Source organism: Rhizobium sp. CC1099, from assembly GCF_029714385.1.
In the GTDB taxonomy this organism is placed as follows: Bacteria; Pseudomonadota; Alphaproteobacteria; order Rhizobiales; family Rhizobiaceae; genus Rhizobium.
Genome location: NZ_CP121641.1, coordinates 1,211,554 through 1,232,970, shown reverse-complemented (window position 1 = coordinate 1,232,970; position 21,417 = coordinate 1,211,554). Strand labels below are relative to the sequence as shown.

Annotated in this window: 31 protein-coding genes; 4 read left to right on the top strand and 27 right to left on the bottom strand. The window is 60.8% G+C overall.

Translation table 11 applies throughout. The features are described from left to right. Window positions 1-12: 12 nt before the first annotated feature. Window positions 13-1,329, bottom strand: coding sequence for a replication-associated recombination protein A (locus QA644_RS06250; RefSeq protein ID WP_283071487.1), 1,317 nt, complete (start codon window positions 1,327-1,329; stop codon window positions 13-15). Continuing rightward, window positions 1,326-2,729 carry a DegQ family serine endoprotease gene (locus QA644_RS06245; protein WP_283071485.1) on the bottom strand — a complete coding sequence of 468 codons (1,404 nt, stop codon included), beginning with the start codon at window positions 2,727-2,729 and terminating at the stop codon, window positions 1,326-1,328. Before QA644_RS06245 ends, QA644_RS06250 begins: the two co-directional genes overlap by 4 nt. 156 nt (window positions 2,730-2,885) lie before the next feature. Here QA644_RS06245 and QA644_RS06240 point away from each other — a divergent pair, with 156 nt between their 5' ends. Both QA644_RS06240 and QA644_RS06235 read left to right on the top strand, forming a co-directional pair. Further along, the gene (locus QA644_RS06240; protein WP_283072338.1) at window positions 2,886-3,221 is read left to right on the top strand and encodes a DUF1232 domain-containing protein; all 336 of its coding nucleotides are present in this window, start codon (window positions 2,886-2,888) and stop codon (window positions 3,219-3,221) included. A 30-nt stretch (window positions 3,222-3,251) separates the two neighbouring features. Next, entirely contained in the window at window positions 3,252-3,602 is a 351-nt protein-coding gene (locus QA644_RS06235; protein ID WP_283071484.1) for a lysozyme inhibitor LprI family protein, read from the top strand. 114 nt (window positions 3,603-3,716) lie between these two features. Here QA644_RS06235 and ilvD read toward each other — a convergent pair whose 3' ends face one another. Further along, entirely contained in the window at window positions 3,717-5,555 is a 1,839-nt protein-coding gene (gene ilvD, locus QA644_RS06230) for a dihydroxy-acid dehydratase (protein ID WP_283071482.1), read from the bottom strand. A 329-nt stretch (window positions 5,556-5,884) separates the two neighbouring features. Between ilvD and msrP the strand changes: the two genes are divergently transcribed. Both msrP and msrQ read left to right on the top strand, forming a co-directional pair. Beyond that, on the top strand, window positions 5,885-6,832 hold the full coding sequence (msrP, locus tag QA644_RS06225; RefSeq protein WP_283072337.1) for a protein-methionine-sulfoxide reductase catalytic subunit MsrP: 948 nt from the start codon (window positions 5,885-5,887) through the stop codon (window positions 6,830-6,832). Next, window positions 6,832-7,488 (top strand): protein-methionine-sulfoxide reductase heme-binding subunit MsrQ, encoded by a 657-nt coding sequence (gene msrQ, locus QA644_RS06220; RefSeq protein WP_074067607.1) that lies wholly within the window; start codon window positions 6,832-6,834, stop codon window positions 7,486-7,488. Before msrP ends, msrQ begins: the two co-directional genes overlap by 1 nt. A 10-nt stretch (window positions 7,489-7,498) precedes the next feature. On the opposite strand, the gene QA644_RS06215 is transcribed toward msrQ, so the two are convergent. The 24 genes from QA644_RS06215 to rplV all read right to left on the bottom strand — a co-directional run bounded on the left by QA644_RS06215 (window position 7,499) and on the right by rplV (window position 21,417). Further along, window positions 7,499-7,879 (bottom strand): DUF4440 domain-containing protein, encoded by a 381-nt coding sequence (locus QA644_RS06215; RefSeq protein ID WP_283071481.1) that lies wholly within the window; start codon window positions 7,877-7,879, stop codon window positions 7,499-7,501. Between the two features lie 168 nt (window positions 7,880-8,047). Then, window positions 8,048-9,040 (bottom strand): reverse transcriptase domain-containing protein, encoded by a 993-nt coding sequence (locus tag QA644_RS06210; RefSeq protein ID WP_283071479.1) that lies wholly within the window; start codon window positions 9,038-9,040, stop codon window positions 8,048-8,050. Next, window positions 9,025-9,408, bottom strand: coding sequence for a hypothetical protein (locus tag QA644_RS06205; protein WP_283069810.1), 384 nt, complete (start codon window positions 9,406-9,408; stop codon window positions 9,025-9,027). Before QA644_RS06205 ends, QA644_RS06210 begins: the two co-directional genes overlap by 16 nt. Before the next feature lie 444 nt (window positions 9,409-9,852). Beyond that, window positions 9,853-10,275, bottom strand: a complete 423-nt coding sequence (rplQ, locus tag QA644_RS06200) for a 50S ribosomal protein L17 (RefSeq protein ID WP_039844646.1) — start codon at window positions 10,273-10,275, stop codon at window positions 9,853-9,855. A 45-nt stretch (window positions 10,276-10,320) separates the two neighbouring features. Next, window positions 10,321-11,331 carry a DNA-directed RNA polymerase subunit alpha gene (locus QA644_RS06195; protein WP_022718371.1) on the bottom strand — a complete coding sequence of 337 codons (1,011 nt, stop codon included), beginning with the start codon at window positions 11,329-11,331 and terminating at the stop codon, window positions 10,321-10,323. 103 nt (window positions 11,332-11,434) lie between these two features. Then, window positions 11,435-11,824, bottom strand: coding sequence for a 30S ribosomal protein S11 (gene rpsK / locus QA644_RS06190; RefSeq protein ID WP_022718372.1), 390 nt, complete (start codon window positions 11,822-11,824; stop codon window positions 11,435-11,437). 132 nt (window positions 11,825-11,956) lie between these two features. After that, window positions 11,957-12,325, bottom strand: coding sequence for a 30S ribosomal protein S13 (rpsM, locus tag QA644_RS06185; RefSeq protein ID WP_022718373.1), 369 nt, complete (start codon window positions 12,323-12,325; stop codon window positions 11,957-11,959). A 227-nt stretch (window positions 12,326-12,552) separates the two neighbouring features. Then, on the bottom strand, window positions 12,553-13,203 hold the full coding sequence (locus QA644_RS06180; protein WP_074067604.1) for an adenylate kinase: 651 nt from the start codon (window positions 13,201-13,203) through the stop codon (window positions 12,553-12,555). Then, on the bottom strand, window positions 13,200-14,540 hold the full coding sequence (gene secY, locus QA644_RS06175; protein WP_074067602.1) for a preprotein translocase subunit SecY: 1,341 nt from the start codon (window positions 14,538-14,540) through the stop codon (window positions 13,200-13,202). The genes QA644_RS06180 and secY overlap by 4 nt, the downstream gene beginning before the upstream one ends. Window positions 14,541-14,775: 235 nt before the next feature. Next, complete coding sequence (gene rplO / locus QA644_RS06170; protein WP_022718376.1) at window positions 14,776-15,249, bottom strand: 50S ribosomal protein L15; 474 nt, start codon at window positions 15,247-15,249, stop codon at window positions 14,776-14,778. A 16-nt stretch (window positions 15,250-15,265) separates the two neighbouring features. Then, window positions 15,266-15,475 carry a 50S ribosomal protein L30 gene (gene rpmD / locus QA644_RS06165; protein WP_022718377.1) on the bottom strand — a complete coding sequence of 70 codons (210 nt, stop codon included), beginning with the start codon at window positions 15,473-15,475 and terminating at the stop codon, window positions 15,266-15,268. 14 nt (window positions 15,476-15,489) lie between these two features. Further along, window positions 15,490-16,059 carry a 30S ribosomal protein S5 gene (rpsE, locus tag QA644_RS06160; RefSeq protein WP_022718378.1) on the bottom strand — a complete coding sequence of 190 codons (570 nt, stop codon included), beginning with the start codon at window positions 16,057-16,059 and terminating at the stop codon, window positions 15,490-15,492. A gap of 132 nt (window positions 16,060-16,191) precedes the next feature. Beyond that, the gene (gene rplR, locus QA644_RS06155) at window positions 16,192-16,554 is read right to left on the bottom strand and encodes a 50S ribosomal protein L18 (RefSeq protein WP_022718379.1); all 363 of its coding nucleotides are present in this window, start codon (window positions 16,552-16,554) and stop codon (window positions 16,192-16,194) included. Between the two features lie 12 nt (window positions 16,555-16,566). Next, window positions 16,567-17,100 carry a 50S ribosomal protein L6 gene (gene rplF, locus QA644_RS06150; protein ID WP_022718380.1) on the bottom strand — a complete coding sequence of 178 codons (534 nt, stop codon included), beginning with the start codon at window positions 17,098-17,100 and terminating at the stop codon, window positions 16,567-16,569. Between the two features lie 42 nt (window positions 17,101-17,142). After that, window positions 17,143-17,541: a 30S ribosomal protein S8 gene (gene rpsH, locus QA644_RS06145; RefSeq protein WP_022718381.1), complete on the bottom strand. Its 399-nt coding sequence runs from the start codon at window positions 17,539-17,541 to the stop codon at window positions 17,143-17,145. 12 nt (window positions 17,542-17,553) lie between these two features. Next, window positions 17,554-17,859 carry a 30S ribosomal protein S14 gene (gene rpsN, locus QA644_RS06140; RefSeq protein ID WP_074067600.1) on the bottom strand — a complete coding sequence of 102 codons (306 nt, stop codon included), beginning with the start codon at window positions 17,857-17,859 and terminating at the stop codon, window positions 17,554-17,556. Between the two features lie 32 nt (window positions 17,860-17,891). Beyond that, window positions 17,892-18,449 (bottom strand): 50S ribosomal protein L5, encoded by a 558-nt coding sequence (gene rplE / locus QA644_RS06135; RefSeq protein ID WP_283071475.1) that lies wholly within the window; start codon window positions 18,447-18,449, stop codon window positions 17,892-17,894. Continuing rightward, on the bottom strand, window positions 18,442-18,750 hold the full coding sequence (gene rplX / locus QA644_RS06130; protein ID WP_022718384.1) for a 50S ribosomal protein L24: 309 nt from the start codon (window positions 18,748-18,750) through the stop codon (window positions 18,442-18,444). The genes rplE and rplX overlap by 8 nt, the downstream gene beginning before the upstream one ends. A gap of 12 nt (window positions 18,751-18,762) precedes the next feature. After that, window positions 18,763-19,131, bottom strand: a complete 369-nt coding sequence (gene rplN / locus QA644_RS06125; RefSeq protein ID WP_018900268.1) for a 50S ribosomal protein L14 — start codon at window positions 19,129-19,131, stop codon at window positions 18,763-18,765. Between the two features lie 264 nt (window positions 19,132-19,395). Further along, complete coding sequence (gene rpsQ / locus QA644_RS06120) at window positions 19,396-19,635, bottom strand: 30S ribosomal protein S17 (protein WP_003547557.1); 240 nt, start codon at window positions 19,633-19,635, stop codon at window positions 19,396-19,398. 12 nt (window positions 19,636-19,647) lie between these two features. After that, window positions 19,648-19,848 carry a 50S ribosomal protein L29 gene (gene rpmC / locus QA644_RS06115; RefSeq protein WP_022718385.1) on the bottom strand — a complete coding sequence of 67 codons (201 nt, stop codon included), beginning with the start codon at window positions 19,846-19,848 and terminating at the stop codon, window positions 19,648-19,650. A gap of 10 nt (window positions 19,849-19,858) precedes the next feature. Beyond that, window positions 19,859-20,272 (bottom strand): 50S ribosomal protein L16, encoded by a 414-nt coding sequence (rplP, locus tag QA644_RS06110; RefSeq protein ID WP_022718386.1) that lies wholly within the window; start codon window positions 20,270-20,272, stop codon window positions 19,859-19,861. Window positions 20,273-20,308: 36 nt separating this feature from the next. Next, window positions 20,309-21,028 (bottom strand): 30S ribosomal protein S3, encoded by a 720-nt coding sequence (gene rpsC / locus QA644_RS06105; protein WP_022718387.1) that lies wholly within the window; start codon window positions 21,026-21,028, stop codon window positions 20,309-20,311. Then, window positions 21,028-21,417, bottom strand: coding sequence for a 50S ribosomal protein L22 (rplV, locus tag QA644_RS06100; RefSeq protein WP_022718388.1), 390 nt, complete (start codon window positions 21,415-21,417; stop codon window positions 21,028-21,030). Before rplV ends, rpsC begins: the two co-directional genes overlap by 1 nt.

Genomic DNA, 21,417 nt, shown 5'->3' with positions numbered 1-21,417 from the left:
ACCGGATGGCAACTAGCGCGGATTGCGCTCTTTTCTGAGCTTCGCCCAATATTCGAGCCGCTTGCGGATATCGCGCTCGAAGCCGCGCTCCGGCGGATCGTAGAAGGTCTGGCGGCCCATCTTCTCCGGAAAATAATCCTGGCCCGAAAAGGCGTCGGGCTCGTCGTGGTCGTAGCGATAGCCGTCGCCGTAACCTTCGCCCTTCATCAGCTTGGTCGGCGCGTTCAGGATATGCTTCGGCGGCAGCAGCGAGCCGTTCTCTTTCGCCGCCTGCGTGGCGGCCTTGAAAGCGGTGTAGACGGCATTGGATTTCGGGGCGGTCGCCAGATAGACGCAGGCCTGCGCGAACGCCAATTCACCTTCCGGTGACCCAAGGTAATCATAGGCGTCCTTGGCGGCATTGCAGATGATCAGCGCCTGCGGATCGGCAAGGCCGATATCCTCCACCGCCATGCGCACCAGCCGCCGCCCGAGATAGAGCGGGTCCTCGCCGGCATCGAACATGCGGGCGAGATAGTAGAGCGCTGCATCCGGATCGGAGCCGCGCACGGACTTATGCAGCGCGGAGATGAGATTGTAGTGGCCGTCCTGTGCCTTGTCATAGACCGGGGCACGGCGCTGCACGATGCGCGTAAGCGCTTCGGTATCGAACGTCTCACCGTCGCGGACGGCGCGCCAGACCTCCTCGGCAAGTGTCAGTACGGCACGGCCGTCGCCGTCTGCCATGCGCAAGAGGCTGGCGCGTGCATCCGCCGTCAGCGGCAGCGCCTTGCCTTCGGCTGTCTCGGCGCGCTTCAGCAGTTCTTCCAGGCTTTCTTCATCATGCGATTTGAAGATCAGCACGCGGGCGCGAGACAAGAGAGCGGCATTGAGTTCGAAGGACGGATTCTCTGTGGTGGCACCGACGAGGATGATGGTGCCGTCTTCCATGACCGGCAGGAAGCTATCCTGCTGGGCACGGTTGAAGCGGTGGATTTCGTCGACGAAAAGCAGCGTCTGGCGGCCGTCCATGCGGCGCAGGCGCGCGGCGTCGAAAGCCTTCTTGAGGTCGGCGACGCCGGAGAATATCGCCGAGATCTGTTCGAAGGCTAGGCCCGCTTCACCGGAAAGCAGCCGGGCAACGGTCGTCTTGCCGGTGCCGGGCGGCCCCCAGAAGATCATGGAGCCGAGCGAACCGCTTGCGATCATCCGGCGCAACACGCCGTCTTCGCCCGTCAGGTGTTCCTGGCCGGTGACTTCGGCAATCGTCTGCGGCCGGAGCCGATCGGCGAGAGGCCGCCTGTTGGCGACCTCCTCTGGAACACGCGGTGCGAAGAGATCGTCGCTCATCGGAAGAACTGCCTTATCCGCTGGCCCTCGCGCTCGATCTCGACGCGCCAGAAACCCGGGTCCGCGTCGGCCATCTGTTCCAACTCCTCCGTTGTCTGTACCGGTGCGCCATTGATCGAAACGATGATGTCCTTCGGCTCGAAGCCGAGACGCGCTGCAGGCGAGCCATCCTTCACATCGGCAACGACGACACCCGTCGATTCCGTCGGCATGCGCAGCTCGTCAGCGACGCGCGGCGACAGGTTCTCGACGACAGTACCGGTGAAGGGCGTACGCCCGCCAATCGTGCGCTGGTCGCGCGGCGAGGTTTCCGGCGCCCGGTCGAGCTTCAGCGCCACCTGCTGTTCGCCGCCATTCTCGGCCACGGTCAGGTTGACGGAGCTGCCGAGGCCCGCTGTCGTCAGGCGATAGAGAAGCGCGTCGGGATGCTCGACCGGAACTCCGTTCACCGCCGTGACGATCTCGCCGGCTCTCAGACCCGCCTTGGATGCAGGACCGCCATCCGTCACTTTCACGATCAGCGCGCCGCGTGCCTTGTCGAGACCGAGCGCTTCTGCAACCTCGGAGGTCACCGCGTCGAAGGTGGCACCGACATAGGGGCGTTCGAACGACTTCACGCCAGCGTCGGCCGATGCCAGGAACACCTTCACCAGGTTGGCGGGGATTGCGAAGCCGATACCGTTCGAGCCGCCGCCGCGCGAGAAGATCGCCGTATTGATGCCGATCAGTTCACCCTTCATGTTCATCAGCGCACCCCCCGAATTGCCGGGATTGATCGACGCGTCGGTCTGGATGAAGAAGCCGAACTCGTTCTTGACAACCTGGTTGCGCGCAAGCGCCGAAACGATGCCGCTCGTCACCGTCTGGCCGACGCCGAAGGGATTGCCGATCGCAAGCACGAGATCGCCAACCTCGACGGCATCCGAATTGCCGATCGCCAGCGTCGGGAAGCTCGCCTTGGTTTCGATCTTCAGCACCGCGAGATCGAGCCGGTCGTCACGCAGCACGACCTTGCACGGGAACTCGCGGCCGTCCGACAGCGCCACCTTGATGTCGTCCGCACCCTCGATGACGTGATTATTCGTCACCACTGTGCCGTTTGCTTCAACGATGACGCCAGAGCCGAGCGAGGATTGCTTTTCTGTGCGATTCGGCATCTGCTGGCCGAAGAACTGCTCGAAGAAAGGGTCGCCTGCAAAGGGAGATTGGCGCTGGATGATCTTCTCTGCGTAGACATTCACCACGGCGCCCGACGTCTGCTTGACGAGCGGCGCGAAGGAAAGCTGCAGTTGCGCCTGGCTTTGCGGCACCGCCTTCGCGTCCTGCGCATCTGCGCCGAACGGCAAAGCGACGACCAGCGCAAAGAGCGAAATGGAAGCGCGTTTCAACAGGCCTTGCATTGGAATCCCTTCTGAATTCGTATTGAGAAAGTGTTGTAGCGCTGGACGCTAGAAAGGAAAGAGGGCGGAAGCATGAAGGAATAAGGCAGGTTTGAAAGCACGTGAGGAACTTGCGGCATGGAACTGATATAAAAAGCGAAAACATGGGCGAAGTCACTGAGGTGTGACATTGCCGCATTATGGCTTGCCGCCCGCGACCCACGCGTTCCGTGGCTTGCAAAAGCAACGGCTGCAGCAGTGGCGGCCTATGCGCTTTCACCTATCGATCTGATCCCGGATTTCGTGCCCGTCCTCGGCTATCTCGACGACCTCGTCATCGTGCCGCTCGGCATTTTGCTGGTCGTCAAGCTCGTCCCGCTGGAGATCATGGCCGAACTCCGGAAGGAGGCCGCATTGCGCGCCAGCCGTCCGGCCAGTAGCAGAGCGGGGCTCCTTTTCGTCCTTGCCGTCTGGACTTGCTGCTTCATCTTTCTGGTACTGGCGTTCCTTTGAAACGCTACTTTCTGAAGCAGGAAGATTTGCATGAGACGTTCCCTCACCCTTGCCATACTTGCCTTGTCCGCAGCATGTTTGAGCTTTGGCGCAGCCCGCGCCGCGAGCTTCGACTGCGATGCAAAGGAGCTGAAGCCGGACGAAAAGGTGATCTGCGACAACCGCGCGCTCAATGATGCCGACGTGAAGATGACGACGACGTTCGATCTTCTTTCAGGCCTGCTCGCCATGGGCTCGCGCGGCACGCTGCAGGACGAGCAAACGGCCTGGCTGAAGAAGCGGCAGGAATGCAGGGCTGATGCCGCCTGCATCAAGGCCGCCTATGACGAGCGAATGAAACAGCTCGGCGAGACCTACAAGAACATCAACCGGCCGCTATAGCCGTGCCTGTTCAGCCCTCTACAAAGGAAGATATTCCGTATTACTCTGAACAGACAGACAAAACGGCGCCCGCATTCCGCAAGGCGCCGTCTCCTGATTGAGACTTGCAGTTCCTCAGCGGCCGCCGAGATCGCGCACCGCGCCGCGGTCCGCGCTCGTCGCGAAAGCCGCATAGGCCTTCAGCGCCGTCGTGACATTGCGCTTGCGGTGTTCGGCCGGATGCCAGCCCTTCTCTTCCTGCTCGGAACGGCGGGTCGCAAGTTCGGCGTCGCTGATGCGCAGGCTGATCGTGCGGTTCGGGATGTCGATATCGATCATGTCGCCCGGGCGCACCAAGCCGATCGTGCCGCCGTTCGCCGCTTCCGGCGAAACGTGGCCGATCGAGAGGCCGGAGGTGCCACCGGAGAAGCGGCCGTCGGTGATCAGCGCACACGCCTTGCCGAGGCCCTTCGACTTCAAATAGCTCGTCGGATAGAGCATTTCCTGCATGCCGGGACCGCCCTTCGGGCCCTCGTAGCGGATGACGACGACGTCGCCCGCGACCACCTCATTGCCGAGGATGGCTTTCACCGCAGCATCCTGGCTTTCGTAGACCTTGGCCGGACCGGAGAATTTCAGGATCGATTCATCGACGCCCGCCGTCTTCACGATGCAGCCGTCGAGCGCGAGGTTACCCTTGAGGACAGCCAGGCCGCCATCCTTCGAGAACGGATGCTCGACCGAGCGAATGACGCCATTTTCCCGGTCGGTATCCAACTCTTCCCAGCGGGCGTTCTGGCTGAAGGCGACCTGGGTCGGGATGCCGCCGGGGGCCGCGAGGTAGAAGTTGCGAACCGTCTCGCTGCTGGTGCGGGTGATATCCCAGCGGTCGATAGCGTCACCCAGCGTCTCGGCATGAACGGTCGGGCAGTCGCGGTTGAGCAGACCGCCTTTGTCCAGCTCGCCGAGGATCGACATGATGCCGCCGGCGCGGTGGACGTCTTCCATGTGCACGTCGGCCTTGGCCGGCGCGACCTTGGAAAGGCACGGCACGCGGCGCGACAGCGCGTCGATGTCGACCAGTGTGAAATCGACCTCGCCTTCATGAGCGGCAGCCAGGATGTGCAGAACGGTATTGGTCGAGCCGCCCATGGCGATATCGAGCGCCATGGCGTTTTCAAAGGCCCGCTTCGAAGCGATCGTGCGCGGCAGCGCCTTGACGTCGTCCTGCTCGTAGTATCGGCGGGCGAGATCGACGATCAGGTGCCCGGCCTCGACGAAGAGGCGCTTGCGGTCGGCATGGGTTGCAAGCGTCGAGCCGTTGCCGGGCAGCGACAGGCCGAGCGCTTCTGTCAGGCAGTTCATGGAATTGGCCGTGAACATGCCGGAGCACGAGCCGCAGGTCGGACAGGCCGAGCGCTCGATCGTCTGAACATCTTCGTCGCTGATCTTGTCGTCAGCGGCGGCAACCATGGCATCGACCAGATCGAGCGCATGCTTCTTGCCCTGCAGCACGACCTTGCCAGCTTCCATCGGGCCGCCGGAAACGAAGACCGAGGGGATGTTGAGGCGCAGCGACGCCATCAGCATGCCGGGGGTGATCTTGTCGCAGTTCGAGATGCAGACCATGGCGTCTGCGCAATGGGCGTTGACCATGTATTCGACGCTGTCGGCGATCAGTTCGCGCGACGGCAGCGAATAGAGCATGCCGTCATGGCCCATGGCGATGCCGTCGTCGACGGCGATCGTGTTGAATTCCTTGGCAACGCCACCGGCCGCTTCGATCTCGCGGGCGACAAGCTGGCCGAGGTCCTTCAGATGCACGTGGCCCGGCACGAACTGGGTGAAGGAATTCACCACTGCGATGATCGGCTTGCCGAAATCCGCGTCCTTCATGCCCGTCGCGCGCCAAAGGCCGCGCGCGCCCGCCATGTTGCGGCCGTGAGTCGTGGTTCTGGAACGGTAAGCTGGCATCGGTTTCTTCCTTGATCTGCGGAAATTGCGCGGACGATGCGGGACGGCAAGAAAGCTTGCAGGCCGGGCAGCCGCTGCATTTTGGAATTGTCCTAATCCAATCAGCCGGGACTGTCACTACCGGCAAGGGCAAATCCGGTACGCCGCCCATTTGCGCCCATCTGGCATATACGGTGGATCGCAGCCTTTTGTTACAGTCTATTCCATCACACCCGAACACAAAAAATTGGCTTCCCGAAAGCAATCTTCAAGGCCTACACAGTCATCCAAAGACGCTGCTGATGCGTTTATTGAGATATCGGGCCGTTCCCGCCCAGGAGGATTTCGAAATGCCGGTTTATCATCCGCCAAAGATCCCGTCTTCGGAGGTCACGCCGCGCCAGGTCTATCTCCGCCGCCGCGAGTTCCTTGGGGCTGCAACGCTCGGCGCCATGGCGCTCTATGGGGCCGGCAAGGCGAGCGCTGCGGCACTTTCCGTCATCGAGAGCAAGTACAAGGTCGATGAAAAAACGACGCCGCTGAAGGATGTGACGACCTATAACAACTTCTACGAATTCGGCCTCGACAAGGGAGATCCCGCGGCCCTTTCCGGCGACTTCAAGCCCCTGCCCTGGACCGTCAAGGTCGACGGCATGGTCGGCAAACCGGGCACCTTCGATATCGAGGCCCTGATCAAGGAATTTCCGATCGAGGAGCGCGTCTACCGCATGCGCTGTGTCGAGGCCTGGTCGATGGTGATCCCATGGGACGGCTTCCCGCTTGCAGCCCTGCTCGACAAGGTGGAGCCGCTGGGCAGCGCCAAATACGTCGCCTTTGAAACCGTCGTCCGGCCGGACGAAATGCCGGGCCAGAAAGGCATCTTCCAGTCACTCGAATGGCCTTATGTCGAGGGCCTGCGCCTCGACGAGGCCCGCCACCCGCTGACGCTGCTTGCCGTCGGTCTCTATGGCGACACGCTGCCGAACCAGAATGGTGCGCCCATCCGCCTCGTCGTGCCGTGGAAATACGGCTTCAAGGGCATCAAGTCGATCGTGAAGATCACGCTCACCGACCAGCAGCCGAAGAACACCTGGCAGGTCACCAACCCGCAGGAATACGGCTTCTATGCCAACGTCAATCCGGCGGTCGATCATCCCCGCTGGAGCCAGGCGAGCGAACGGCGCATCGGCGAAAGCGGCTTCTTCGGCGCCAGCCGCCATCCGACGCTGCCTTTCAACGGTTACGCCGATGAGGTCGCAAGCCTCTATTCCGGTATGGACCTGAAGGCGAATTTCTGATGACGGATTTCTCGCTTACGCTTGCGAAACGCTGGCAGCCGGCATCCGTCTGGCTGCTCTACGTGGCGGGGCTCCTGCCCGCCGCCTGGTATTTCTACCTCGGCGCCACGGACGGTCTCGGCGCCGATCCGGTCAAGACCTTCGAACTGTTTCTCGGCATCTGGGCAATCCGCTTCCTGATCCTGACGCTCGCCGTCAGCCCTGCCCGCGATCTCTTCGGCTGGAATTACCTGCGCTACCGCCGTTGCCTCGGCCTGCTCTGCTTCTACTATGTCGCAATGCATTTCACCGTCTACATGGTGCTCGACCAGGCATTGATCATTCAAGCTGTCATCGACGATGTCGTGAAACGGCCCTTCATCATGTTCGGCATGGCGGGCCTGACGCTGCTCATTCCGCTTGCGCTGACATCCAACAATTTCTCGATCCGCCGCCTCGGCCCGGCCTGGGTCCGCCTCCACCGCCTCGTCTACATCGTCGCAGCCTGCGGCGCGCTGCACTTCGCCCTCTCGACCAAGGTCTTAGGCCTCGAGCAATACATCTATGTCGGCCTTCTGATCCTGCTGATCCTCTACCGCTCCTGGAGGCCGATCGCCCGCAGCAGGAAGCGCGGGCAAGGACGGCAAGACAGCCGGGCGGCGGCGACCGCCGCTTGAGCCTGCAGTGTCAGGCTATAACGGTCCCTTGGTGAAACAGCATTTGCCATCCAATTTCAGAGTGCTTCCAAATTGAGCTGCGCAAAACATGTCGCTCAAATCCGTCCTCTCTTGCGCGACGAGTGCGATAGGTGAGCAAAACTGCGTCCGAAGATATGATGCTGAGTGAATAATCGTAGGCCAGCAACTCGCCAGGATCTTCGTTGTCGTTTTCCTGCACGAGAAGGTCGATAATCTCGTTACGGCGATATATCGCCCCGGAACTGCCGAACTCTACGAATTCCTCCGAAAGTAGCTCTTCTACTGCCGTTCTTGAACGGCGTATCTCGGGGCGGTGAAGGGCCTCTTCGAGAACGCGGATTTCACTCAGCAGTTCAGGTAAATTTCCCATGACCTCCACCACGCGTTGAAATCGCCAGCCGGGTCAGTTTCGCATAGCGCAATCGGCGTTCAACACGTCCAAAAGCGACAATCGGCATAGGGGGCGATCGTATGTGATCGCACCCCTGCCACACCACCCGGCATGCGGGTCCGCACCGGGCGGTTCGAGGGATTGAGGTCAAGCGAGTCTGGGCATTCCGAGCTGGTCGGCCCATTTGATCGTGAGGATGGAGTTGAGGAGCTTGGCGCTGTTGCGCCACCAGCGACGGGAGTTTCCCGCCACCTGCAGCGCCACATCGGCTTTTGCTCCCCTCGCCATCAGTTCCCGGAAGATCGTCCTGCTTATCTTCCATTGCTTGAGCTGGATGGCTCTCAGGCGGTGACGCATCCACTTGTCCAGCTTTCGCCAGACCCCAGGTGTTTGCGCCAGCCTGAAGTAGGCTTTCCATCCGCGCACGAAGACGCCCAGCTGTTCGACCACGGCCTGCAAGGACCGTCCCGTCACGCGGGACGTCAGCTCGCGGATGCGATCCTTGAACGCCTTGATTGCCCTGTCGGCGACACCTCGTTTGACCACACCCCCCGGCGCCACCCAGAAGGCGTAGCCGAGGAACTTGCGGCCGAAGACGCTGGCAACGGCGCTTTTGGTCTCGTTCACCGTCAGGTGAAGTCGGCCATAGAGGCGCCGCAGCAGAGCCATCACCCGTTCACCCGCCCGCTGCGACCGCACATAGACATTGCAGTCGTCGGCATAGCGGCAGAACGCATGGCCCCGCCGTTCAAGTTCCTTGTCCACCTCATCCAGCAGCAGGTTGGCCAGAAGCGGCGACAGCGGCCCGCCTTGCGGCGTGCCCCTGATCCGCTTGACGGTCGCATCCCCATCGACAATGTCGGCGTTCAGGTACGCCCGGACCAGGCGGATAATGCCGGGATCGGGGATTTTCCTGCGCAGACGGTCGATCAGGATGTCGTGGTCAACCCGGTCGAAGAACTTCTCCAGGTCCACGTCCACCACGACCCGCCGCCCGGACTGCACGAACGATTGCGCCGCCAGGACGGCATCGTGCGCACTCTTTCCCGGGCGGAAGCCGTAGCTGTGCTGGCTGAAGGTCGGATCAAGGATTGGCTGGAGGACTTGCAGGAGCGCCTGTTGGATCAGGCGGTCCAGCACCGTGGGGATGCCAAGCTCGCGCTCGCCGCCCCCGGCTTCGGGATCATCACGCGACGCACCGGCTGCGGCCGATACGTCCCTTCCTGTAGGCTGTCGCGGATGGCCGGCCAGCACTTGCGCAGCATCGCGGCCGTCTGGTCGATGTCCAGTCCGTCCGCGCCCGCCGCGCCTTTGTTGGCCCGCACCTGCTTCCAGGCCTGCAGAAGGTTCTCTCGCCTCAGGGCCGCGTCCAGCAGCCCCGCGCCTGTGTCGTTCCTGTGCCGCGGCGGGGGCTCGGCTTCGTCGAGATCGGAGCTCCGGCAGGCTTCACCCGCCTCCTTCTCCAATCGCCCGGACACTCCCGGCATCTGACGCAGGGCCTTGCTCATCCTCGGAGGAACTTCACTCTCTCGTTCGGCCCTTCGTTTGCACCAAGGCGCTCCCTACTACGGCCTCTGCTGACTTCTCGCTCCGGCTCGACACCGTCGCCCTTTCAGGCGCAAAGCGAGATCTCCCCAGGTAAGAACGCACTCCTTCACTGCACGACCGCCGGATTTACGCTGCCTCCCCTCGGTCACAAGGACTTCGCGGTTTGTTGCCCGCTCGCCCTGGTCGGCACCGCCTCATATCCGGTTCTTGTCCATCGGCCCGCAGTTTCGATCCACGCTTCCTCCCCACGGTCGGTCACCCTTCCGCAGTTGCGCTTCTCTTCGCTCGCTATGACCAGCTTACGGTGGGACTTGCACCCACAAGAATGTGCCCATGCTGGGCGCACAACAAAAACAGCCGGGCCTCTCGAGCCCGGCTGCTTGCTTCCGGTGAACCGGACAGTATTAGGCGGCGACGGCCTGCTCTTCGGCGGCGGAGCGAGCCTTGTCGGCTGCGCCCTTGGCGAAGGTGTCGCGGTCAACGAATTCGATGACGGCGAGAGCGGCGTTATCGCCCTGGCGGAAGCCGGCCTTCATGATACGCAGGTAGCCGCCATTGCGGGTTGCGTAGCGCGAAGCGATCGTGTCGAAAAGCTTCGAAACGACTGCGGCGTCCTTGATCTGCGAAATCGCCTGACGGCGAGCGTGCAGGTCGCCGCGCTTGCCGAGGGTAACGAGCTTTTCAACGATCGGACGGATTTCCTTTGCTTTCGGCAGGGTCGTCACGATCTGCTCATGCGTGATGAGCGAAGCCGCCATGTTGGCGAACATCGCCTTGCGGTGGCTTGCGGTCCTATTCAGCTTGCGGCCGGCTTTACCGTGGCGCATTGCTATTCTCCTTCACATGCAGGCATCTCGCCCGCCGTTTGATGGTTAGTACTGGTCTTCGTATCGCTTGGCGAGATCTTCGATGTTCTCAGGCGGCCATGCCGGCACTTCCATGCCGAGATGCAGGCCCATGGAAGCGAGAACTTCCTTGATTTCGTTCAGCGACTTGCGACCAAAATTCGGCGTGCGGAGCATTTCTGCTTCGGTCTTCTGAATGAGGTCGCCGATGTAGACGATGTTGTCGTTCTTCAGGCAGTTTGCCGAGCGGACCGACAGTTCGAGTTCGTCTACCTTCTTGAGGAGCGCCGGGTTGAAAGCGAGTTCGGTGACTGCTTCCTCTTCGGCTTCCTTCTGCGGCTCGTCGAAGTTGACGAAGACGCCAAGCTGGTCCTGGAGGATGCGCGCCGCAAAAGCGACGGCGTCTTCGCCGGAAACGGAGCCATCGGTTTCGATGGTCATCGTCAGCTTGTCGTAGTCGAGAACCTGTCCTTCGCGGGTGTTTTCAACCTTGTAGGACACCTTCTTGACCGGCGAATAGAGGCTGTCGACCGGGATCAGGCCGATCGGAGCATCTTCCGCACGATTGCGTTCGGCCGGAACGTAGCCCTTGCCGTTGTTGACGGTGAATTCCATGCGGATCTCGGCGCCCTCGTCGAGCGTGCAGATGACATGCTCAGGGTTGAGGATTTCGATATCGCCGACCGTCTGGATGTCGCCAGCCGTCACAACGCCCGGGCCCTGCTTGCGGACGACCATGCGCTTTGCGTCGTCGCCATCCATCTTGATGGCGATTTCCTTGATGTTGAGCACGATATCCGTCACGTCTTCGCGGACGCCCGGAATCGAGGAGAATTCGTGCAGCACGCCGTCGATCTGCACGGCCGTCACAGCGGCACCGCGCAGCGACGAGAGCAGAACGCGACGAAGCGCGTTGCCGAGGGTCAGGCCGAAACCGCGCTCAAGCGGCTCTGCAACGAGCGTCGCCTTGATGCGCGAGTTCGAAGAGAACTCGACCTTGTTCGGCTTGATCAATTCCTGCCAGTTCTTCTGGATCATTTTTTTGCCTTCCGTTCGTTGCCACCATCCAATCGTGGCAACCGAGCTTGAGAAGCACCGGGAGCGTCAACAAAACGCTCACCGGTGTTGTGAGTGGCGATGATCAGACGCGGCGCTTCTTGCGCGGGCGGCAGCCATTGTGCGGGATCGGCGTCACGTCGCGGATGGACGTGATCATGAAACCGGCAGCCTGGAGCGCGCGCAGAGCGGATTCACGACCAGAACCCGGACCGCAAACTTCGACTTCCAGCGACTTCATGCCATGTTCCTGCGCCTTCTTGGCAGCATCTTCAGCAGCGATCTGGGCCGCGAACGGGGTCGACTTGCGCGAACCCTTAAAGCCCTTGGCACCGGCGGACGACCAGGCGATTGCATTGCCCTGCGCGTCAGTGATGGTGATCATCGTGTTGTTGAAGGTCGAGTTGACGTGAGCCACACCCGACGAAATGTTTTTACGTTCGCGACGGCGAACGCGGACGGCTTCCTTGGCCATTGTATCCCTTTCTTGGATATCTTCACCGCCGTAATGCCAGCGGCTACACCGGAACGGCGCCTTGCAGCTCCGCCCCAAACTCAAAAGAGGCCGGCGCAGACCGCCAGCCTCCCACTCCCGGTTTCCCGGAAATTACTTCTTCTTACCAGCGATCGCCTTTGCCGGGCCCTTGCGGGTGCGGGCATTGGTGTGCGTGCGCTGACCGCGAACCGGCAGGCCGCGGCGATGACGCAGGCCGCGGTAGCAGCCGAGGTCCATCAGACGCTTGATGTTCATCGAGGTTTCGCGACGAAGATCACCTTCGACCTGATAGTCGCGGTCGATCGTTTCGCGGATCTGAAGAACTTCAGCGTCCGTGAGCTGGTGCACGCGGCGATCAGCCGGGATGCCGACCTTCTCGACGATTTCCTGTGCGAATTTCGAACCGATCCCGTGAATGTAGGTCAGCGCGATAACGACGCGCTTCGCAGTCGGGATGTTGACGCCAGCGATACGTGCCACGCCTATTCTCCTTGAGTTCCAGTTGCCATCCGGCAAGAGGGCTTCGATTATGCCGCCCTCCGAAGGGCCGCTCGTTCAAATTTGGGTTCGTAACATGTCAAAACGACCGAACCCGGAGTTCCTTTGGGAAATCCGCGCCGATCGCATCGAATATCGCGAGTTGGCGCGGTGTTTAGCGGAATCAGCGCTGAAAGGCAACCGGTCCCGCCAAGTTTATTTTCAAAGCCTTAAAGCTTCGAAAGGATGGTGTCGACCTCGCCAGTGACGTGGTCTATGTCGGCCATGCCGTCCACGCTCTTGAGCTTCCCCTTGGCGTAGTAATAGCCGATCAACGGCGAGGTTTCCTTGTAATAGACCTGAAGCCGCGCCGTCATCGTCTCCGGGTTATCGTCCGGCCGGCGCTTGAAATGCGTCGAACCGCACTTGTCGCAGACGCCTTCGCTTTCCGGGGCCTTGTCGGTGTCATGGTAGACGCTGCCGCATTGTGCGCATGAATAGCGCCCCGCAACACGGCGAATGAGCTCGTCGTCGTTGACCTTCAACTCGATGACGACGGAAAGGTCGAGACCCTTTGCGCGAAGCATCGCTTCCGTGGCATCCGCCTGGATCAGCGTCCGGGGGAAACCGTCGAGGATGAAGCCATTCGCACAGTCCGGCTGGTCGATGCGCTCGGAGACGATGGCGTTGACGACTTCATCGGGCACAAGCTTGCCCGCCTTCATCAAGGCATCGGCCCGCTTGCCGACCTCGGTTCCAGCGTGAACGGCAGCGCGAAGCATGTCACCCGTGGAAAGCTGCGGAATGCCGTACTTCTCCACGATCCGCTGGGCCTGGGTTCCCTTGCCCGCGCCCGGCGGCCCCAAAAGTATGAGTCTCATCGCCCCCTCTTTCCTCCACGCAACTTCGATTTCTTGATCAGGCCTTCGTACTGCTGTGCAATCAGATGACCCTGGATCTGAGCCACCGTATCAAGAGTTACGCTAACCACGATCAAAAGCGAAGTACCACCAAGGGCTAATGGGATGCCGGTTTGCGACACCAGGATCTCAGGCAGGATGCAGACGAAGACGAGATAGATCGCGCCGATGACCGTGATGCGGGTCAGCACGAAATCGATATATTCGGCGGTGCGCTCGCCTGGACGGATGCCGGGAATGAAGCCGCCATGCTTCTTCAGATTGTCGGCCGTGTCCTTCGGATTGAAGACGATGGCCGTGTAGAAGAAGGCAAAGAACGCGATCAACGCCGCGTAGAGCAGCATATAGAGCGGTTGGCCGTGGCCGAGCGCCGCAACGATCACCGTCGCCCAGGACGGCAGAGACGTCGTGTTGGCAAAGCCCGCGACGGTCGCTGGCAGAAGCAGCAGCGACGAGGCGAAGATTGCCGGGATGACGCCCGAGGTATTCAACTTCAGCGGCAGGTGCGAGGTATCGCCCTGGAACATCCGGTTGCCGACCTGACGCTTCGGATACTGGATCAGCAGCCGGCGCTGGGCGCGCTCGACGAAGACGATGACGGCGATAACGGCCATTGCGATCAGGATGACAGCGAGAATCAGCGACGTCGAAAGCGCACCGGTGCGGCCGAGTTCGAGCGTGCCGGCAAGCGCGCTCGGAAGACCGGCAGCGATGCCTGCGAAAATGATCAGCGAAATGCCGTTGCCGATGCCGCGCGAGGTGATCTGTTCGCCGAGCCACATCAGGAACATCGTGCCGCCGAGCAGTGTGATGACGGTGGAAATACGGAAGAACCAGCCCGGATCGACCACGAGGCCGCTGCCGCTTTCAAGGCCGACCGCGATGCCATAGGCCTGCAGTGCGCCGAGCAGCACGGTGCCGTAGCGGGTGTACTGGTTGATGATCTTGCGGCCCTGCTCGCCTTCCTTCTTCAGGTTTTCGAGCGCCGGCACGACCGAGGTCATCAACTGCACGATGATCGAAGCGGAGATATAGGGCATGATGCCGAGCGCGAAGATCGCCATGCGCTCGACGGCGCCGCCCGAAAACATGTTGAAGAGGCCGAGAATGCCGCCCGCCTGGCCGCGGAAGGCCTGGGCATAGGCTTCGGGATTGAGGCCCGGAAGCGGAATGTGCGTACCAAGACGATAGACGAGGAGAGCTGCCAGCGTGAACCACAGGCGCTTCTTGAGATCCTCGGCTTTGGCGAAGGTCGAAAAACTAAGATTGGAAGCCAATTGTTCCGCTGCAGACGCCATGCGATTCTCCGCGCTACCAATTCGGGCGCTTCGGGCGAGTGCCGGACCCGGAATCAGTAATCAAATTATTCACAATCGGGCTACGGACGGATTGCTGGCGCAACCTATGCCTCACCCTTGATTTCGTCGAAACCGGCATGCTGCGGAGTGCAACGATGCAGATTCTTGTGAGGCCCACATATGGGAGCAAAATCGCCCGGTGTGAAGCCACCCCGGGCGACATATCATAAGATTATTATTCTGCCGCTGCGGCAGAAAGAAGCGTGATCGACGCGCCGGCCTTTTCGATCTTCTCGACGGCGGGCTTGGAAGCGCCTGCGACTTCGAGCTTGATCTTTGCCTTCAGCTCGCCGTCGGCGAGAACGCGAACGCCGTCCTTGGCGCGGCGGATCACACCGGCGGCCTTGAGGGCTGCGGCATCGACAGTCGCCTTGGCGTCGAGCTTGCCGGCGTCGATCGCAGCCTGGATGCGTGCGAGAGAGACGACGACGAAGTCGGCCTTGAAGATGTTCGTGAAGCCGCGCTTCGGCAGACGGCGGTAGATTGGCATCTGACCACCTTCAAAACCGTTGATGGCGACGCCGGAACGGGACTTCTGACCCTTCACACCGCGACCACCGGTCTTGCCCGAGCCCGAACCGATACCGCGGCCGAGGCGCTTGCGGCTGTGGGTCGAACCTTCGTTATCTCTGATTTCATTGAGTTTCATGATGATAACCTCCGTCTCACTTCTCGTCGACGACGCGAACGAGATGCTGGACAGCACGGATCATGCCGCGAACGGAAGGCGTATCTTCCAGGGTGCGGGTCCGGTGCATCTTGTTGAGGCCGAGGCCGATCAGCGTCTGGCGCTGTACAGCCGGCCGGCGAATCGGGCTGCCGATCTGCTCGACGGTAACCGTCTTCGCTTCGGTCTTCTTGGTAGCCTTAGCCATGGGTCAGACTCCTCTTATTCTTCAGAGGCGTTGCCGGAGGCGGCACGGCGAGCCTGGAGCGTAGCATACTTGATGCCGCGCTGAGCTGCGATGTCCTTCGGGTGAACCTGGTGCTTCAGAGCGTCGAAGGTTGCGCGAACCATGTTGTACGGGTTCGAGGAACCGGTCGACTTGGCGACAACGTCGTGAACGCCGAGCGTTTCGAAAACGGCGCGCATCGGACCGCCGGCGATGATACCGGTACCGACCTTGGCCGAGCGCAGCAGAACCTTGCCGGCGCCATGGCGGCCATGGACGTCGTGATGCAGGGTGCGGCCTTCACGCAGGGGAACGAAGATCAGCTCGCGCTTGGCGGCTTCCGTTGCCTTGCGGATCGCTTCCGGCACTTCGCGTGCCTTACCGTGACCGAAGCCTACGCGGCCTTTCTGGTCACCGACGACGACGAGAGCGGCGAAACCGAAACGGCGGCCACCCTTAACAACCTTGGCGACGCGGTTGATCGCGACAAGCTTGTCGACGAATTCGCTGTCGCGCTCTTCGCGGCTCTGGCGATCTTCGCGAGAACCCCTTCTTTCCTGTGCCATTGTCCTCTTCCTTTTTCTTTTCCGGGTGCAATCGGCAAACAAACGAGGACCGCATCGGTCTCCCTTGCGGGAGCGTTTGCGGTCCGGTGAAAATCCGGCCGCTGTCCAAAAGACGCGCGGCCGGAAATCTCCTTAGAAGGTCAGACCGCCTTCGCGGGCTGCTTCTGCAAGAGCCTTGATGCGGCCGTGATAGATGAAGGCGCCACGGTCGAATACGACTTCCTTGACGCCGGCCTTGGAGGCGCGCTCTGCAACGAGCTTGCCGACGAGGGCAGCTGCTGCGGTGTCGGCACCGGTCTTCAGAGAACCGCGCAGATCCTTGTCGAGCGTGGAGGCAGCCGCAAGCGTCTTGCCGGCCACATCATCGATGATCTGTGCGTAGATGTTCTTCGAGGAGCGATGAACCGACAGGCGCGGACGGCCATTGGCCACCGACTTGAGTTGACGGCGCACGCGGTTGGCACGACGTGCAAGTGCTTCTTTCCTGCTAGCCATTTCGCGTGATCCTTACTTCTTCTTGCCTTCTTTGCGGACGATGCGCTCGTCAGCATACTTCACGCCCTTGCCCTTGTAGGGCTCGGGACCGCGGTATTCGCGGATTTCGGCGGCGACCTGACCGACCTGCTGCTTATTAATGCCGGTGACGACGATTTCCGTCGGCTTCGGAACAGCGATCGAGATACCGACCGGCGGCTCATAGACCACGTCGTGGCTGAAACCGAGAGCCAGCTGCAGGTTCTTGCCCTGCATGGATGCACGATAACCAACGCCGTTGATTTCGAGCTTGCGCTCGTAACCGTCCTTGACGCCCTTGAAGATGTTCTCGATCATTGTGCGGGACATACCCCACTTTGCGCGAGCATCCTTGGTCTGGTTGAGCGGCGTGACCACGACCGCGTTATCTTCGAGCTTTACGCCGACTTCGTCGTTTGCGACGAAGAACAGCTCGCCCTTCGGGCCCTTTGCAGTAACCTTCTGACCATCGACCGTAGCCGTGATTCCAGCAGGTACCTGAACGGGCTTCTTACCGATACGAGACATGTTTAAATCCTGTCTGTTCGCAATGGAGATCCCTGCCCTGTCTTAGAAGACAGAGCAAAGAACCTCGCCACCAACGTTCTGTTCGCGAGCCTGGTGATCGGCCATCACGCCCTTCGGAGTCGAAAGGATGGTGATGCCGAGACCGTTCGCGACCTGCGGAATGGACTTGACCGAGACATAAACCCGGCGGCCCGGCTTGGACACACGGCCGATCTCACGGATCACCGATGTGCCTTCGTAGTACTTCAGCTCGATGCTGAGTTCCGACTTGCCATTGCCGAAATCGACAACGGAATAGCCACGGATGTAGCCTTCGGACTGCAGGACATCGAGAACGCGTGCACGGAGCTTGGACGCAGGCGTCGAAACCGACGACTTGCGGCGGGAAGCGCCGTTGCGGATGCGAGTGAGCATATCGCCCAACGGATCAGTCATTGTCATCTAACCTGCTCCTTACCAGCTCGACTTGACGATGCCCGGCACCTTGCCGAGATTGCCCAGTTCACGCAGCGCGATACGCGACATGCGCAGTTTGCGGTAGTACGCGCGCGGGCGGCCCGATACTTCGCAACGGTTGCGAATGCGGGTCTTGGATCCATCGCGCGGCAGGGATGCCAGCTTGATCGAGGCCTTGAACCGCTCTTCGATCGGAAGAGACTGGTTCATGATGATCGCCTTCAGGGCTGCGCGCTTGGCAGCCTGATTTGCGACCGTAGTACGGCGGCGCTTGTTCTTTTCAACTGCGCTTGTCTTCGCCATGTCAGGTTCCTTTTCTACGCTCGTCGTTACGGTTACTGACGGAACGGGAAGTTGAACTCTGTCAGCAGAGCTCGTGCTTCGTCGTCCTTCGTTGCCGTCGTGCAAACGATGATGTCCATGCCCCACATCTGATCAACCTTGTCGTAGTTGATCTCAGGGAACACAATGTGCTCCTTGATGCCCATGGCGAAGTTGCCACGGCCGTCAAAGCTCTTCGGGTTCAGGCCGCGGAAGTCGCGAACGCGCGGAAGCGCGATGTTCACGAGACGGTCCAGGAACTCGTACATGCGGGCGCCGCGCAGGGTGACCTTGGCGCCGATCGGCATCTGCTCGCGGACCTTGAAGCCAGCGATGGAGTTGCGTGCACGGGTGATGACCGGCTTCTGGCCGGCGATCGCTGCCAGGTCGGCTGCAGCAATCGTCGGCTTCTTCGAATCAGCCGTTGCTTCGCCAACACCCATGTTGATTACGATCTTGTCGAGCTTCGGGATCTGCATCTCGTTGGCATAGGAGAACTTCTCCTGCATCGCCTTGCGGATGCGCTCGACATATTCCTTCTTGAGCCGCGGCTCGTACTTTGCCTCAGCCATCGATCACATCTCCAGAACGCTTGGCCACACGGACCTTCTTGCCGTCAACGACCTTGAAACCGACGCGGGTCGGCTTGCCGTCCTTGTCGACGATTGCAATGTTGGACAGGTGAACCGAGGCTTCCTTGCTGATGATGCCGGCTTCCTGCGTCTGCGTCTGGCGCTGGTGGCGCTTGACGACGTTGACGCCACGGACGACCGCGCGATCTTCCTTCGGCAGAACCTGGAGGACTTCGCCGGTACGGCCTTTGTCCTTGCCTGCGAGCATGACGACCTTGTCGCCTTTACGAATCTTCTGCATCGTTCCCGCTCCTTACAGTACTTCGGGAGCCAGCGAGATGATCTTCATGTGGTTCTTGGCGCGAAGTTCGCGCGGAACCGGTCCGAAGATACGGGTGCCGATCGGCTCTTTCTTGTTGTCGATGAGGACTGCTGCATTCGTGTCGAAGCGGATGATGCTGCCATCCACGCGACGGATTTCCTTGGCGGTACGAACAACCACCGCCTTCATCACGTCACCCTTCTTCACGCGGCCGCGCGGGATCGCTTCCTTGATCGAAACGACGATGACGTCGCCGATCGAGGCATACTTGCGCTTCGAGCCGCCCAGCACCTTGATGCACATGACACGACGTGCGCCGGAATTATCCGCGACGTCGAGGTTTGTTTGCATCTGAATCATATCAGGTCGCCTTCTTGTTTTACCGGAATGGTTGGGCTTGCGCCCCCTACCCCGGCTCATGAAAATTGTCAGCCCGCCGAACCCGCCTCAAGGGCGGGTACAGACACGGCAATAGCTTGAATAGCGCGGGAAAAATCGTGCCAAGGTGGTTTCCCGACGGGACCTTCCATGCGCTCAAAGCAAAAGAACGCCCGGCATTCGAGCGTTCTGACGCTGCTTCATACAGAAATTTCGGCGAGACGCAAGGCCTCGCGCAAAATTCTGTTACTTGCCCTGGGCGGAAATGACCGTCCAGCGCTTGTCCTTGGAGATCGGTGCGCATTCCTCGATGGATACGGTATCGCCGATCTTGTACTGGTTGTTTTCGTCGTGGGCCTTGTACTTCTTGGAACGACGAACGGTCTTCTGAAGCAGCGGGTGAGCAAAACGGCGCTCAACGCGAACTACGACAGTCTTCTCGTTCTTGTCGCCAACGACAACGCCCTGCAGAATGCGCTTCGGCATGTTATTCTTCCTTTACGCCTTTGCTTCTGCCGCCTTCTGGCGGGCAATGGTTTTCACGCGGGCGATGTCCTTGCGGACTTCGTTGATGCGCGAGGACTTTTCGAGCTGGCCGGTTGCCTTCTGGAAGCGCAGGTTGAACTGCTCCTTCTTGAGGTTGGCGAGCTTGTCCTTGAGCTGATCGGCCGTGAGGCCGCGGACTTCTTCGGCTTTCATCTGCCTCTCCTTACTCTGCAATGCGCTGAACGAAGCGCGTCTTGACCGAGAGCTTGGCCGAGCCGAGACGAAGCGCCTCGCGGGCGATTTCTTCGGTGACGCCGTCGATCTCGAACATCATGCGGCCAGGCTTGACCTTGCATGCCCAATATTCGACGGAGCCCTTACCCTTACCCATGCGGACTTCGGTCGGCTTTGCGGTTACCGGAACGTCCGGGAACACGCGGATCCATACACGGCCGGCGCGCTTCATGTAGCGCGTGATCGCGCGGCGGGCCGCTTCGATTTCACGTGCGTTGACGCGGTTGGGCTCCTGAGCCTTCAGGCCGAATTCACCGAAGGCGAGGTCGGAACCACCCTTGGCGACGCCCTTGATGCGGCCCTTGAATTGCTTGCGGTACTTGGTACGCTTTGGCTGCAACATTTTCTTATTCTCCGAACTTATCTGCCACCAACGCTATCAAGCGTTGTCGCGGCGACGATCGCGATCACGGCTTGCCGGACCCTGAGCGTCACCCTCGAGTGCGCGGCGCTCGGAGGCCAGCGGATCGTGTTCAAGGATTTCGCCCTTGAAGATCCAGACCTTGATGCCGCAGATGCCGAATGCGGTTTCGGCTTCAGCCGTACCGTAGTCGATGTCCGCACGCAGGGTGTGCAGCGGAACGCGGCCTTCGCGGTACCATTCGGTACGAGCGATTTCCGCACCGCCGAGACGGCCTGCGCAGGTGATCCTGATGCCTTCGGCGCCAAGACGCATTGCAGACTGAACAGCGCGCTTCATGGCGCGGCGGAAAGCCACGCGGCGTTCCAGCTGCTGGGCAATCGACTGTGCGACGAGCGTCGCGTCGACTTCCGGCTTGCGCACTTCGACGATGTTGAGGTGCGTTTCGGAGTTCGTCATGTCCGACAGCTTCTTGCGGAGCTTGTCGATGTCTGCACCCTTCTTGCCGATGATCAGACCCGGGCGAGCCGAGTGGATCGTGACGCGGCATTTCTTGTGCGGACGCTCGATGACGACCTTTGCAATACCAGCCTGCTTCAGTTCGCTCATGACGAACTTGCGCATCTTCAGGTCTTCGTGCAGGAGCTGACCGTACTCGGCATTGTCCGCGAACCAGCGGCTATCCCAGGTGCGGTTGATGCCAAGACGGAAACCGATTGGATTGATTTTCTGACCCATTATGCGGCCTCCTCTTGTGCCTGCACTTCGCGGACGACGATCGTCAGGTGGGCGAACGGCTTCTCGATGCGAGATGCACGGCCGCGGCCACGAGCGTGGAAGCGCTTCATGACGATCGACTTGCCGACATAGGCTTCTGCTACGACCAGCGAGTCGACGTCGAGATCGTGGTTGTTCTCGGCGTTGGCGATCGCAGATTCGAGCGTCTTCTTGACGGCGCCTGCGATGCGCTTGCGGGAGAACTCCAGCTCAGCGAGTGCGCGGTCAACCTTCTTGCCGCGGATGGCCGCAGCAACCAGGTTGAGCTTCTGTGGGCTGACGCGGAGCGTGCGGGCGACTGCTTGCGCCTCGTTGTCCTTCAGCCGGCGTTCGGCTTTTGCCTTGCCCAT

What these genes read in the sequence shown, in the direction of transcription:
- QA644_RS06235 (WP_283071484.1), top strand. Translation starts at nt 3,252, where the DNA reads ATGAGACGTTCCCTCACCCTTGCCATACTTGCCTTGTCCGCAGCATGT.
- rpmD (WP_022718377.1), bottom strand. Translation starts at nt 15,475, where the DNA reads ATGGCTAAGGCTACCAAGAAGACCGAAGCGAAGACGGTTACCGTCGAG.
- rpsK (WP_022718372.1), bottom strand. Translation starts at nt 11,824, where the DNA reads ATGGCCAAGGAAGCCGTCCGCGTTCGCCGTCGCGAACGTAAAAACATT.
- rplQ (WP_039844646.1), bottom strand. Translation starts at nt 10,275, where the DNA reads ATGCGCCACGGTAAAGCCGGCCGCAAGCTGAATAGGACCGCAAGCCAC.
- rplR (WP_022718379.1), bottom strand. Translation starts at nt 16,554, where the DNA reads ATGGCTAGCAGGAAAGAAGCACTTGCACGTCGTGCCAACCGCGTGCGC.
- rplX (WP_022718384.1), bottom strand. Translation starts at nt 18,750, where the DNA reads ATGCAGAAGATTCGTAAAGGCGACAAGGTCGTCATGCTCGCAGGCAAG.
- QA644_RS06245 (WP_283071485.1), bottom strand. Translation starts at nt 2,729, where the DNA reads ATGCAAGGCCTGTTGAAACGCGCTTCCATTTCGCTCTTTGCGCTGGTC.
- rplE (WP_283071475.1), bottom strand. Translation starts at nt 18,449, where the DNA reads ATGGCTGAGGCAAAGTACGAGCCGCGGCTCAAGAAGGAATATGTCGAG.
- rpsC (WP_022718387.1), bottom strand. Translation starts at nt 21,028, where the DNA reads ATGGGTCAGAAAATCAATCCAATCGGTTTCCGTCTTGGCATCAACCGC.
- rplN (WP_018900268.1), bottom strand. Translation starts at nt 19,131, where the DNA reads ATGATTCAGATGCAAACAAACCTCGACGTCGCGGATAATTCCGGCGCA.
- rpmC (WP_022718385.1), bottom strand. Translation starts at nt 19,848, where the DNA reads ATGAAAGCCGAAGAAGTCCGCGGCCTCACGGCCGATCAGCTCAAGGAC.
- QA644_RS06250 (WP_283071487.1), bottom strand. Translation starts at nt 1,329, where the DNA reads ATGAGCGACGATCTCTTCGCACCGCGTGTTCCAGAGGAGGTCGCCAAC.
- rpsN (WP_074067600.1), bottom strand. Translation starts at nt 17,859, where the DNA reads ATGGCGAAGACAAGCGCAGTTGAAAAGAACAAGCGCCGCCGTACTACG.
- QA644_RS06215 (WP_283071481.1), bottom strand. Translation starts at nt 7,879, where the DNA reads ATGGGAAATTTACCTGAACTGCTGAGTGAAATCCGCGTTCTCGAAGAG.
- rpsQ (WP_003547557.1), bottom strand. Translation starts at nt 19,635, where the DNA reads ATGCCGAAGCGCATTCTGCAGGGCGTTGTCGTTGGCGACAAGAACGAG.
- msrP (WP_283072337.1), top strand. Translation starts at nt 5,885, where the DNA reads ATGCCGGTTTATCATCCGCCAAAGATCCCGTCTTCGGAGGTCACGCCG.
- rplF (WP_022718380.1), bottom strand. Translation starts at nt 17,100, where the DNA reads ATGTCTCGTATCGGTAAGAAGCCCGTTCAGGTACCTGCTGGAATCACG.
- QA644_RS06195 (WP_022718371.1), bottom strand. Translation starts at nt 11,331, where the DNA reads ATGATCCAGAAGAACTGGCAGGAATTGATCAAGCCGAACAAGGTCGAG.
- rplV (WP_022718388.1), bottom strand. Translation starts at nt 21,417, where the DNA reads ATGGGCAAGGCAAAAGCCGAACGCCGGCTGAAGGACAACGAGGCGCAA.
- QA644_RS06180 (WP_074067604.1), bottom strand. Translation starts at nt 13,203, where the DNA reads ATGAGACTCATACTTTTGGGGCCGCCGGGCGCGGGCAAGGGAACCCAG.
- rplO (WP_022718376.1), bottom strand. Translation starts at nt 15,249, where the DNA reads ATGAAACTCAATGAAATCAGAGATAACGAAGGTTCGACCCACAGCCGC.
- msrQ (WP_074067607.1), top strand. Translation starts at nt 6,832, where the DNA reads ATGACGGATTTCTCGCTTACGCTTGCGAAACGCTGGCAGCCGGCATCC.
- secY (WP_074067602.1), bottom strand. Translation starts at nt 14,540, where the DNA reads ATGGCGTCTGCAGCGGAACAATTGGCTTCCAATCTTAGTTTTTCGACC.
- rpsH (WP_022718381.1), bottom strand. Translation starts at nt 17,541, where the DNA reads ATGACAATGACTGATCCGTTGGGCGATATGCTCACTCGCATCCGCAAC.
- rpsE (WP_022718378.1), bottom strand. Translation starts at nt 16,059, where the DNA reads ATGGCACAGGAAAGAAGGGGTTCTCGCGAAGATCGCCAGAGCCGCGAA.
- QA644_RS06205 (WP_283069810.1), bottom strand. Translation starts at nt 9,408, where the DNA reads ATGAGCAAGGCCCTGCGTCAGATGCCGGGAGTGTCCGGGCGATTGGAG.
- ilvD (WP_283071482.1), bottom strand. Translation starts at nt 5,555, where the DNA reads ATGCCAGCTTACCGTTCCAGAACCACGACTCACGGCCGCAACATGGCG.
- rplP (WP_022718386.1), bottom strand. Translation starts at nt 20,272, where the DNA reads ATGTTGCAGCCAAAGCGTACCAAGTACCGCAAGCAATTCAAGGGCCGC.